Origin of the sequence: Pseudoalteromonas sp. SG43-5, from assembly GCF_014164345.1 — a bacterium.
In the GTDB taxonomy this organism is placed as follows: domain Bacteria; phylum Pseudomonadota; class Gammaproteobacteria; order Enterobacterales; family Alteromonadaceae; genus Pseudoalteromonas; species Pseudoalteromonas distincta.
This window is the reverse complement of sequence record NZ_JACJFA010000009.1, coordinates 161,039-173,784: the sequence shown is the minus strand read 5'-3', so window position 1 is coordinate 173,784 and position 12,746 is coordinate 161,039. Positions and strand designations below refer to the sequence as shown.

Here is a 12,746-nt window from a genome sequence, read left to right as displayed (position 1 = left end):
GAACAACTCAAAAAAGTAACCACGGTCGTTGCCGACAGTGGCGATGTAGAGTCAATCAAAGCCCTACAACCGGTTGATGCAACAACCAATCCTTCGTTAATTTTACAAGCTGCAAAATTACCTCAGTATAAACATTTAATTAGTGATGCTATAAGCAAAGCTGGCAACGACGTTGACGCTATTTGCGACCAACTTATTGTTAACTTTGGCTGTGAAATACTAAAGGTAATACCTGGCCGTATATCGAGCGAAGTAGATGCGCGTTTATCGTTTGACACCAAAGCAAGTATTGCCAAAGGGCGTAAGCTTATTTCGCTTTACGAGCAAGCGGGTATTTCAAAAGACCGCGTACTTATTAAACTTGCTTCAACGTGGGAAGGCATTAAAGCCGCCGAGCAATTAGAAAAAGAAGGCATTAAATGTAACTTAACGCTGCTTTTTTCGATGGCTCAAGCCATTGCGTGCGCACAAGCTAACGTAACGCTTATATCCCCGTTTGTTGGTCGTATTCTTGATTGGTACAAAGCCCGTGATAATAAAGAATATACCCCAAGCGGAGATCCTGGTGTGCAGTCGGTTACAGGTATTTATCAGTACTACAAAAAGTACGATTATAAAACCGTGGTAATGGGCGCAAGCTTTAGAAATACCCAGGAAATAATCGAGCTTGCTGGCTGCGATTTACTGACGATCTCACCCGCACTGCTCAATGATTTACAAAGCCAAGAAGGTGAACTGGTTACAAAGCTTGACGCTGCAAACATTGCCAAAGCACCGCAAAGCGACATAACCCCACTCACCCATGAGCAATTTTTATGGCAGCACAACGAAGATGCAATGGCCAGCGAAAAGCTCGGTGAAGGTATTCGTAACTTTGCCAAAGATCAGCGTATTTTGGCTAAATTGGTTGAAGACTTACTAAACTAATTTCCCTCAAGCCTGCTACATATCGTGCGGGCTTTTTTAATTTCATTTGAGGTAATACATGACTCAGCTTTCTTTGCGTGGGCCTTTTGCTAATGCTATTCACGCACTTAGTTTGGATGCGATAGATATACAACCATTAATTAAAAGTCTTATACAATTAATGCGCTAAGTCATTTAAAGCTCGACGCATTTCTCAAAAGAGACAAAACTCTATTACAACTACAATTGTCGAATATACCTTAACTAATGAAAGCAATAACACAATATCCATTATTAACTATGGGGTACGGCTTACCAGATGGATTACCCTAATTGATAATGAAAAACGAAATATCGTGCTTGGCTATGCGAATCTTTATGGCTATTTAAGCGATCCATTTTACTTAGGCGCTGTTGCTGGTCCTTATGCAAATAGGCTAAGTGACGCACAAATACACATTAATAAAGCCTATGCACTTAAAAAACGAAGAAGTAAACCAACTCCACGGGGGGGCCAAAAAGCATTAAGCGACTCATTTTGACTGCTCGATTACTATAAAAAGTGAGCTCAGTTTAAGTGTTACTTTACCCGATGGTTACAACGGCTACTCAGGTAAAACTACATTTAATGTGCTGTATAGCTTTACTACTGGCTGTAATAGCAAAAGTAATCTAAGCATTATATTTACAATTACCAGTAACAAAAGCGATCGCAGGGCCTACATCGCACTCGTATTTTAATTTAAATGGTATAAATAACAGTGCACAAGGGCATATATTAAAATTGGCCGCTGCGCATTATACGCCTATAAATTCTCAAGCAATTCCTGCAGGGTTAATAGCCCTTGTAGCAAATACTACTTTTGACTACAAGAATGCGAGCGTGCTTAATAAACTTATGCTCAATGTACTTTCTAACTATCCTGCTATCCTGCTATCCTGCTATCCTGCTATTCAGGTATATACAGGCCATCGTTTACAAAGTCCGTTTAATCAATTCGACGGTATTTACTTAGAGCCTCAGTTTTCTCCAAACAGTCCTAATAATCTTAATTTTCCATTTGCCTATTTAACCCCAGAGACACCTCTGCAAACACTTATTAATTATTGTTTTACAACACTGTGAACTACAGAACGACGCCACTTCGTGTCGATGAGTAGTTCACTGAATATGCGTATCGTTAAATTAATTAAAGTAATGAACGTTGTAACCTATATCCTTTCCATCACCAGAGTATTGTAAAGTATTAAAATTAAATTATTGTTGAGCGATTAACGAGCCAAGCGTATAAACTAAAGGGGCATTCCAATTAATTGCCACTTCGTTCGTTGAGTAACTACACCAGCTATCGCTGTATGATTTTGCAGGTTCGTTGGAATCATAGTTACACTCATCCTGCTGCCCAGCTTGGGGACCGCCAACTAACATACCTGGTACTGGAGCTGTAATGCCATCACTTTGTGCAATTCGATGATGCGGGTGTTGTGGTGTTTTATCACCAAAACCAGTAACAAACGAATACCCTGTTGGGTTGCGTCCTAAAATGTAATCAACAAGCCCTTGCGCAGCCTTTAAGTACTGCGAATTATTATTTAACTGAGCGGCTTGTAGCAAAACTATCGCTTTATTTAACGCTGCTGAATTACTTCCCCATACAAAGTCAGATTTTTCCATAGCTACGCTATAAGAGCTGCTTATATGTTGTTTTAAATACATATCAGCTAAATTTTTTTGCTTTATTTTAAGATCTTCATATTCTTGCTTGCTCAATAATTCTTTTGCTTTAAACAGTAAACTGCTCAAGGAAAGATACGATACATTCCTCCATGAAGGAGCTGAGTAATCAATATTTATCTCTTTGTAAACATTATAAAAACCCTTATCTTTGGTTGTTAAAAATAACTCTGCAGCAGCCCATGCAAACTCATCTTTTAGTTGGCTATCTCCATACTCGCCGCTTTTAACATCAGCGGGTTGCTCATAATATTGGGTTCGATTTTCAAGCGAGTACTTCCACGCCTTAATTGCAGCACCTAAATACTGTTTACTTTTATTAGGGTAATACGGAGCAATTACTCGACTTGCTGCTGATAGCGTAGCTGCAAAATTAAGGCTAGCCGCTGTAGTTTTACCAATCAGGTAGCGCGTTCTTTTATCTTCATGCGGCATTTCATAACCTGGCCATTCTAGCGTTGTGAGTTTGTGGTAAACACCCCCATCTTTGCTTTGCATTGTGATCAGCCATTCAAGGTTCCATAGTGCTTCGTTTATAATATCAGGGACATTATCTGACGATTCTGGGATGTTTAATATTTGCTTTTGATACATCTCAGGATAATGCTCAAATGCCGCAAGCAATGTGTAAGTTGCAATGCCAGAATTAACAACATACTTGCCATAATCACCCGCATCGTACCAGCCTTTTTGAGATTGAACCTTTTTAGCTTTGAAGTCATCACCTGGCTCTGAAGATAAATGATAAAGTACGCTGTCGTCTTTATGCCCTAAAGGTCGCGCATAAATACCTGCATACTTTTTCTCTATTTCAATACTTGACCGATTTAAATAAAAATATTTTAACGCCGCTGTATGAACTGAGTCATATACATGATTATTAATTGGGAATACGGCAGAATCGCTCACTCCTTTAATGCGTAGCAGGTATTTTCCTGATGTTACAATATCTGTAAATTCAGCGTGTTTAAATGTGTCATTTCCTGAGTTACCCCACATTTTTGGGTGTGATAACCGTCCACGAAGTATTACTTTATTGCTATTTACATCAACTAAATCATAAGTAGTCGCGATAACATTTGGAACAATTGCTATTTTTTCGCTATTAACTAAATAACCAAGCTGGTTAACTGCTATTTTTTGATTAGATGACTCTGTGCTCAGTTTACTAAAATCGTCTTTTACTACCGCCGAGCATGCACTCAAAAAAAACATAGCGATTAACGTTAATTTTAAAACAACATTTTTCATAATCCCCTTTCCTTATGCGTATAAATTCAAGCGAAAATACAACAAGGGTGCGCTGATATGCACCCTTTGCCATTTATTCACCGCATTTTATATTAGCTGTTTCCTTTGCTTTAGGTTCAAATTGAACATTGGCAACGCGTATTTTAGCTGAGCCTTCACTTGATAAAACAAATGGCGCACTAGAGCGTTCAAATTCAACCCCCTTATTAGCAAAACACAATAAATCTATCGATACTTTGTGCCATGTACTTAATTTAAATTCTTTAATAATAGGCGCTATGTCAAACGAACCACACTTGCTTTTACCACAGCCCATTTGAACATTTAACGCTTTTTCTGGGTAAGCCTCTATACGTATATCAAATGTTAAAGCACTTTTATTAATTAAATACTGCGATAAATCCTCTCTGTACCATGTTGAGCTAATTAATGCAGATGCATGATTACTGCCAGTCCAAGTGAATTCTTTTGCGTCTCCTTGAATTTCTTTGTCAGCTTCAATCATGCTTAAGCCTTGAATTTTACCAACCGGAGTTTTGATATCTTTTATTTCTTCCTCAGTTTGCAATTGGTAGTTCCAATCACCTTTTGCCCTACCCTGCATAATTACATAGGGTGTATTGGTGGGTACTTCAAATACAAAATCATTGTGAGTATTTAACTTACCAAGGTTTATATTATCCTTGTAAGTTAAGCCAAATCCATAAGAAAATAATGGATCGTACGGTTTATCGAATCTATTTAATACAACTTGCGACGCGTATTTAGGCCATGAAAAAGAAAGCTTACCTTTGAAGTCATACTCGATATTTCCTTTTTTATTGCTAAATAACACGTCAGCTACACCTACGCCTTCACTACCTGGAAGCCAAGCAGCAACAAACGAATCAGATGCGTTTATTTCTCTATTAACCCAAAGTGGCCGGCCAGATAAAAATACAGATACCACTTTTATGCCCTTTGATTTTAATGACTCGATTAATTTAGCGTCACGATGAGAGTGAGCCTGATAAGCTATTGATTTCAAGTCACCAATCCACTCTGCGTATGGGTTTTCACCAAATACAACAATAGCAACATCGGGTTTTTCATCAAAGCTTCCATCAGGGCTCAATACCGCCTTACCACCTGCTTTGTTTACCGCCTGCTCAATACCATCAAATATTGATGTACCTCCAGGAAAATCAGATTTGACATTACCCTCACCAGTCCAATTAATTGTCCAACCACCCGTTTGCTTACTCATATTATCAGCGCCGTCGCCAGCAACTAAAACTTTACTATTTGGGCTAAGCGGTAACAAATTATTATTGTTTTTCAGCAGCACTAAAGACTCTCGTACAGCTTGCCTTGCAATCGCTTTGTGTTCAGGAGCACCTAATAATTGTTTTTGGTTAGCGTATTTACGTTTTGATGGAAGTCCTTTATTGAATAGCCCCGAACGCATTTTTACACGTAAAATACGCCTAACTGCATCGTCAATACGTTCAATGGGAATAATGCCATTTTCAACTTGCTCTATTGTATTACCTATAAAAGCCTTCCAATCTTCGACTACCATAAACATATCAAGCCCAGCATTTACAGCCTGTGGGCAGCTATCGTTAGTACAGCCAGGTATTTTACTATGCGAATTCCAATCACCTACTATGAAGCCATCAAAACCGAGTCGAGTTTTTAACACATCAGTAAGCAGGTATTTACTGCCATGTAAACGCAGTCCATTCCACATATTATGCGAGGCCATAATACTTTGTACACCCGCTTTTATAGCCGGAAAATAAGCCGCTGCATGGTTTTTAATTAAATCTTTTTCTGTTTCTCTATTATCGCCTTGATCAATCCCTTGATAAGTACCACCATCGCCCACCCAATGCTTAGCGGTAGAATAGATATGGTCGTCATCTAAAAAGTTAGATGTATTTACTTGACCTTGTAGCCCTTCAATCATTTCTTTTGAATACAAAGCAACTATCTCTGAATCTTCAGAGTAGCTTTCATAGGTTCGCCCCCACCGATCATCTCTGGCAACTGCCAATGTAGGTGCAAAGGTCCAATCGATTCCTGCAAGGAGGACTTCTTTTGCTGTTGCTTCACCAATTTTATAAATTAACGCTGGGTTATGCGCTGCACCCAAACCAATATTATGAGGATATAAAGTAGCGCCAATAAATTTATTATTTCCATGTACGGCATCAATACCATACGTAACAGGAATAGCTAAACCACCAGAGGATGTATCCATTGAGGCTAAGTACAACTCATCCATAAACGACACCCAATCAGACACACTTGCATTGCGGTCATTATGCAAAAATGTACCACCTCCATTTAAAACCGATCCTAAATGGTATTTTTTAACATCTTGCGGAGTGACCCATGTTATTTCTGCTTGAACCATTTGACCGACTTTTTGTTCAAGCGACATTTTATTGATTATGTGTGTAATTTTAACCTCTATTTCGGCATTCTTTTCTATTGCCGGTTCGATTTTTGGCCAAAGTGTTATATCGTTTTTGGCCAATACGTTTGAAGATGCAATACCTAAAACCGAGCCTAAAACAAATGAAGAATAAAAATTTTTCATTAAATTAATAACCTGATAATTTTGTTAGTGTGACATATAGTTTTATTACAAATATTTCATGAAGTCGTTCAAATAGAAGCTTTAGGCGTTTAAATACAGGTAATATGCTCTATTTGAACACGACAAGTGTTTTAAATGTTAAACTGGCTTACCTACACAACAACGTAAATGACACATTTGTGCCAAATAAAAATTTTCATAAAGGTATATTAAATTGTGAAAGCAGTACTTTTTAACACACACGATCTCGCTTTAATTTTTACCGTATTCATATGCTTATCGTTTAGCGTATTTTTAATCACATTAAAAAAAGGGAATAAATTAAGTAACTGCCTACTTGCCTGCTTTTTATTAGCTCAAGCCGCTATTCCTATGGATAATCTTATAAACTTTGGTGAAGCATTTAGACCTTTTGCATTAAATTTATCGCCAAATTTGTTTTATACATTCGGCTTAGCATTTTGGTTAGAAGTCCCGCTACTTTTGCTCTATATAAAATCGTTAGTTAATAAAAATTATGAAGTTAAAAAAATTGACGCACTGTATTTTATTCCTTTTATACTTTATGCCATCTATTTCACACTAGATTGGCTTATGCTCGACAACAGCGTTAAATTAAATGCACTCCAAAACGGTACCATTGAAACTACACCTATCGTTGATCGTATAATTTATTTTTCTCGAGAATGTTTCCGGTTTTCTATCAGTGTTTTGTGCTTTTTAGAATTACAAAAATATCAAAAAAATATCAAAAATGAATTTGCAGAACTAGAAAGTGTCGATCTGACTTGGTTAAAAGTCTTAGTTATTGGCTTTTTAGTTGTTCATTTAAACGCGATATTTGTCTCGCTTGGTATTATTATGTCTTATGACATTGGGATAATTGTCGATCACGAACTATTAGGGCTTACCTCTAACTACGCGGTACTTTTATTAATAACGAGCCTAATATTTTTTAGTGCAGGTCATTCAAGAATATTCCAAGGTATTGACGACACACTCACTACCGAACAAAGTAAATTGCCAGAGGTTTTTGAACCCGAAAAAATACAAAAAATTGAAAGCTACTTGCTACAAAACAAACCTTATTTAAACCATTTACTCACACTAGATAACCTAGCAAGCCAATTAGGAATGGGGTCAAGAAGCCTTTCATCAATAATTAATAGGCACTTTGGTAAAAACTTTTTTGAGTTTATAAATCACTACAGAATTGAAGAAAGTAAACGGCTGCTACTTTTAGAAGAAAATAAAACAGTGACCATGTTGGACATTATGGATAAAGCAGGGTTTAACAGCAAAGCGACTTTTAATACATTTTTTAAAAAACTAGTGGGTATAACACCCACTCAATTTAGAAAAGAGCATTGGGAACGCCAAGCAAAAGCTTAGATTGTCCACTTACAACTCTCTACAACAATGCATTATGGCGTATAATTTTTTAAGATATACGCCTGATGATCGAGCATTACATTTGCTGAGCGACTAATTACTAATTCAATATTTTTTAGTCTACGCTCTATTTCATCATGGCTTAGTCTATCAACTAGTGGGTGGTAGCTTTTAGGTTTAATGCCTTGTCCGTGCATAACAGCAAGCCAAGATGTTTCGTTAAATAATTCGTTGTCATGTCTAAAAATACGCCCGTTTTCACTAAACATATCTATTTTTTGTTTTAACGAATCTGGCATTTCTATGTTTTTACAATAACGCCAAAATTCACTATCATCGCGATTTGTTAACTTATAATGCAAAATAATAAAATCGCGAATACGATGATACTCTGTTTCAGTTTGCTGATTAAACAAGTCAATATCGCACTGCGTAAAAGCTTTACTTGGGAACAACGTCATCAGTTTTGCAATAGCCGACTGAATTAAATGTAACCCTGTAGATTCAAGTGGTTCAACAAAGCCTGCCGATAAACCAATAGCAATACAGTTTTTATTCCAACTTTTTTTACGCATACCTGTAACCCACTGTAAGCTATTTATATCATTTAGAGGGCTTGATTCCAGTGTGTTTAATAATAAACTCTGCGCTTTATCGTCATCCATAAACTCGCTTGAATACACAAACCCATTACCTACTCTGTTTTGCAGCGGTATTCGCCAAGTCCAGCCCACACTCTGCGCCGTAGACTGTGTATAAGGGTTTAGTGATTTTGTAGATAAACAAGGCGCTGCAACCGCTTTATTACAAGGAAGTAAATGGGTCCAATCTTCGTAGCCTGTTTTAAGTGCTTGCTCAATTAGCAATCCTTTAAAACCTGAGCAATCAATAAATAAATCACCGCTGAGTACCGTGTTATCGTTTAACACTAACGACTCTAACATTCCTGTTACAGGGTTGGTTTTTACTTCATCAACCTGACCTTCAATACGCTTAACACCTTTATTTATCGCGTATTTACTTAAAAATTTAGCATAAAGGGTTGCATCAAAGTGGTAGGCATAATTAATACCTGCTAGCGGTGTGTTTTGCTGGGTAGACGGGTGCATAAATTTGTTGGCGTAAGCACCTACCGATGCCAGTGAGTAGTTAGATAAGTTAGAAGTTTTTTTAAATTTTGGGTCATCTTGCATTTTCAACCAAAAGTGATGAAAAGGCAGCGCCTCCATATTAGTACCGTAATTTCCAAAAGGATGAAAATAGCGATGCCCCTTTTCCTTCCAATCTATAAACTCAATACCTAGTTTAAACGTTGCATTTGTAGAGCGAATAAACTCAGATTCATCAATATCGAGTATTGTATTGAATAGCTGAATTTGCGGAATAGTAGCCTCACCTACCGACACAGTGCCTATCTCGCTAGATTCAACAAGTGTAATGCTATAATTATCACAGCCAATAACTTTAGCCAACGCCGAGGCACTCATCCATCCTGCTGAACCACCACCGACTATAACAATAGACTTAATTCTTGAATCACTCATTTTTTATTACCTTATATAACAAAACGCTATGACTGCTTAATAAGCAGTCATAGCGTTTATTTATGTACTAATGGTATTTATTAAAAGTTACCTTTTAAAATAATACTAAATCGACGTTCGCTGGCAAACCAAGACCGTGATATACGATTATTATCGTTGTCTATTTGCATAGAAGTACGCGCCACTTCGTTAGTTAAATTGGTACCTTGTAAGCCAATTTGAAATGAGTCCGTGAGATTATAAAATACAGAACCATCAAGCTGACCACCCGCCTCGTTATAGATAGGTAATTGAGTTATTACATCTTTACTGGTTAGCAAATATTCAGAGCGCCAGTTATAAGCTAAGCGTGCATTTATGCCATATTTTTCGTACATAGCTACAATGTTTATGTTGTCTTTAGAAAGCCCCTCAAGAGGCAATCCATCAAATGCAACATCGGCGCCTTCTGTTGAATCAGGCTTATCTGGTGATAACCCTGCATTTGGTGATCCTTCTTCTTCAATATAGGTATAGTTAAACTGCATCCCGATACCACTAAAGGCACCAGGTAAAAAGTCATAAAACTGCTGGTAAGCCAGCTCAAAACCTTGCACAGAACCTTCATCACCATTTGTAGCACCGTTTACTTGTACTACCTGAGTAGCACCATTATTAGCAAACTCTCTATCTACTGAGCCATTAATAAAATAATTACTCATATCTTTATAAAAGAATGATGATGTAAGTGAACCCACTCCTTCAGAGAAATACCATTCTAGCGCTAAATCGTAGTTGTACGACTCCATTGGTTTTAAAAATGGATTTCCCGAGTTAGCTGTATAGCGTGAATAGCGTGCGTCTTGAATTTGTCTTTCATCTGAGCTTTCATCGTAGGTGATCACTAAGTCTTCAGGCGTGATTTTTACAAAGTTTCTTAGGTTTCCTAAAGCCGGCAGTGCTATAGCTTCTGAAAAGCCAAAGCGTAAAATTAAATCATCTTTCAAGTTTAATTTTACATTTAAGCTAGGCAGTATATTTGTGTATTCGCTGTTTGCAGTTTGCTCTGTAAATCCTGCATTGCCAAAGGCCGCTTGATCCGAGGGTAAAAAATTATCGGGATCGGATGCATCGTTAATATCGCCAACGGTATCTGGGAATGTTAAAAAGCCATCTGTTTCGTTTTTTATTTTTACATAGCGTAGGCCCACGTTGCCGCTATAAAACATGTCACCTAATTCACCTTCAAAATTACCTTTAATATAAAACGCATTATTCACCTCAGACGTTTCATTAATTTCGTTATTTAAAAAATCTCCAACCGCGCCGTCTCTGCTCGACAAACGTTGCCAATTTGGTGATAAAGACGCAAAGGCAGATTCTGCATTATTGTAGTCTTTTACAAATGACTCTTTAGGAAACAAAAATGCTCCCTCTGAGGCAACATTTAATACCCCGCCTCTGGCGAAGTTATCAAAAGTTACTTCCTCATAGCTATCGCCTAAACTAGCACCTAGCTCGTCGCCTTGTGCATCAAACCATGCACTGCCATTACCTGCCCACGCCTCAGACAGCCATCCCCAATTAAAAGTAGACTGACGTGTAGTTTGCTCTCGCTTAGCATAACGAGCACCAACTTTTACGCTAGTAAAAAAGCCACTATCAAATGTGTATTGTGTATCACCTGCAAAGGCAACTTCTTTACCATCATTATCAGATATGTGATCCATTGCACTGCGCCAAAAATAGTTATGAGGATCGGTAAAGAATCCTGCATCGCCGCTATTTGCTGGGTCAAGTAAAGTAATATCAGGTAACTCTGTGCCGTTTTGTTCAATACCAATTACAGCGCGAGTTGCGCCCATAACAGAAAAATCAAAAATCTCTGATGTAGACTCTACATATTGAGCGTCAAAATTAAACGACCATGTATCGTTAGGTCGATACTTAAGATTAAAACCGTAATCGTCCACTACGTTATCTTGATCTCTAAAACGTGTGATCATCGCATGTTGTGCACCAAATTCACCTGGTGGTTGACGCTGCGCATCATTACCACGCCAACCTGCATTTGATGTAATAAAACCCGACTCAAAAAGCCCTTGGTCAGTAATATCAAACTCAGTACCTTCAAGAGCCACTAAATCATTAATAACAGCATCATCGGCCATTTCTATAGCGTGTTCAGTCCACGCTAGTGACGAATCAGAGCGAATAAATTGGGCTGTAGCTAAAAGCGTTTTACTTTCATTTTCAAACTGTAGTGCTCCTGCAAAACCTTCTCTGTTTCTGTCATCTTCTTTTCGGGTTAAACGCGTAGTACGAGGCACAAATACAGCTTGCCCATTAACAAGTTCATTTTGCTCTTCGTAACGTCCTATTTGTGTACCGTCTGACTGCGCTTTTAGTTTAGAGTTTGAATAATTTACTAATACGCCGAGTCTGCCATTATCTAAATCAAATATATCACTATATAAACCAGAAAATGACGGTGTTGTTTCATCTGCAAATTCGCTATATGTTCCATCTAAAGTAAAAGCGATTACTCGGCCGTCGGCATCAAAAGGTTTACGTGTAACCAAATTGACGGTACCAGCTATACCGCCTTCAATCATATCTGCCGATTGGTTTTTAAATAATTCAACTGACCCCATTAATTCTGGCGGTACATCTTGAAAACTTAATCCTCGCCCTGAATCTGCAGTAAAAGTGTCACGGCCGTTAAATTCACTGCGTGTATGTGTTAATCCACGAACAACAACACCGCTACCTTCAACACCATAATGATCTGGATCATTTGCAGCTGCAAAGCGTTCAATAGACACTCCCGGTAAACGGGTAATTGCCTCAAGTACACTTCGATCAGGTAAAGACCCAATATCTTTTGCTGAGATAGCATCGAGTACGGTTTCGCCTTCTCGCTTCATATTTTGGGCATTAATGAGATTTGAGCGTGTCCCTTCTACAATCACAATTTCTATATTATCTTCATTAGGTTTTGCTACGGCTTCTTCTTGTGCTGCAAATACATTACAAGAAAATGGTGATGCCATAATTGCAGTGGCAATTATCGACAACTTAAATTTACGGCTCTGTTTTATGTTCTTCATTCTTATTTCCCCAATCAGAATTTAAAGACTACTCACGTAGCACTTAAAATTCTTATCCTGTCTTTTTTGTGTATGTGGTTATCGTGCAGGTATAGGTTTAATAAAATTAAAGGCAAAAATCGCCTAACTAACCACACATACCGCTATTTGAACGCTTTATTAAGCTACTTTGGTTATATATACATACTTAGTTTTTATAAATGGATTAATACATAGGGACTGAAAATCATACTGTTAAATAG

General features: G+C 37.8%; 8 protein-coding genes. 4 read left to right on the top strand and 4 right to left on the bottom strand.

Annotated features, from left to right (window positions below; translation table 11 throughout):
* From tal to H5161_RS20145, 3 genes are all read left to right on the top strand, one after another.
* Positions 1-927, top strand: a 927-nt coding sequence (gene tal, locus H5161_RS11740; RefSeq protein WP_182769378.1) for a transaldolase, incomplete at its 5' end; no start/stop codon positions are given.
* A gap of 188 nt (positions 928-1,115) precedes the next feature.
* Positions 1,116-1,448 (top strand): hypothetical protein, encoded by a 333-nt coding sequence (locus tag H5161_RS20150; RefSeq protein ID WP_310737014.1) that lies wholly within the window; start codon positions 1,116-1,118, stop codon positions 1,446-1,448.
* 167 nt (positions 1,449-1,615) lie between these two features.
* Positions 1,616-2,032 (top strand): hypothetical protein, encoded by a 417-nt coding sequence (locus H5161_RS20145; RefSeq protein WP_310737013.1) that lies wholly within the window; start codon positions 1,616-1,618, stop codon positions 2,030-2,032.
* A 132-nt stretch (positions 2,033-2,164) separates the two neighbouring features.
* Here the strand turns inward: H5161_RS20145 and H5161_RS11730 are convergent, their stop codons facing one another.
* Positions 2,165-3,892, bottom strand: coding sequence for a glycoside hydrolase family 9 protein (locus H5161_RS11730; RefSeq protein WP_182769377.1), 1,728 nt, complete (start codon positions 3,890-3,892; stop codon positions 2,165-2,167).
* 73 nt (positions 3,893-3,965) lie between these two features.
* Positions 3,966-6,479, bottom strand: coding sequence for a glycoside hydrolase family 3 protein (locus H5161_RS11725; protein WP_182769376.1), 2,514 nt, complete (start codon positions 6,477-6,479; stop codon positions 3,966-3,968).
* A 216-nt stretch (positions 6,480-6,695) separates the two neighbouring features.
* On the opposite strand from H5161_RS11725, the gene H5161_RS20245 reads away from it, so the two are divergent.
* Positions 6,696-7,871 carry an AraC family transcriptional regulator gene (locus H5161_RS20245; RefSeq protein WP_182769375.1) on the top strand — a complete coding sequence of 392 codons (1,176 nt, stop codon included), beginning with the start codon at positions 6,696-6,698 and terminating at the stop codon, positions 7,869-7,871.
* Between the two features lie 32 nt (positions 7,872-7,903).
* Here the strand turns inward: H5161_RS20245 and H5161_RS11715 are convergent, their stop codons facing one another.
* The gene (locus tag H5161_RS11715) at positions 7,904-9,415 is read right to left on the bottom strand and encodes a tryptophan halogenase family protein (RefSeq protein ID WP_182769374.1); all 1,512 of its coding nucleotides are present in this window, start codon (positions 9,413-9,415) and stop codon (positions 7,904-7,906) included.
* Positions 9,416-9,495: 80 nt separating this feature from the next.
* Positions 9,496-12,504: a TonB-dependent receptor gene (locus H5161_RS11710; protein WP_182769373.1), complete on the bottom strand. Its 3,009-nt coding sequence runs from the start codon at positions 12,502-12,504 to the stop codon at positions 9,496-9,498.
* Positions 12,505-12,746: the final 242 nt, after the last annotated feature.

Bases quoted from the DNA above. Each gene is read 5' to 3' on its own strand.
- H5161_RS11730 (WP_182769377.1), bottom strand. From the start codon at position 3,892: ATGAAAAATGTTGTTTTAAAATTAACGTTAATCGCTATGTTTTTTTTG.
- H5161_RS11725 (WP_182769376.1), bottom strand. From the start codon at position 6,479: ATGAAAAATTTTTATTCTTCATTTGTTTTAGGCTCGGTTTTAGGTATT.
- H5161_RS11715 (WP_182769374.1), bottom strand. From the start codon at position 9,415: ATGAGTGATTCAAGAATTAAGTCTATTGTTATAGTCGGTGGTGGTTCA.
- H5161_RS11710 (WP_182769373.1), bottom strand. From the start codon at position 12,504: ATGAAGAACATAAAACAGAGCCGTAAATTTAAGTTGTCGATAATTGCC.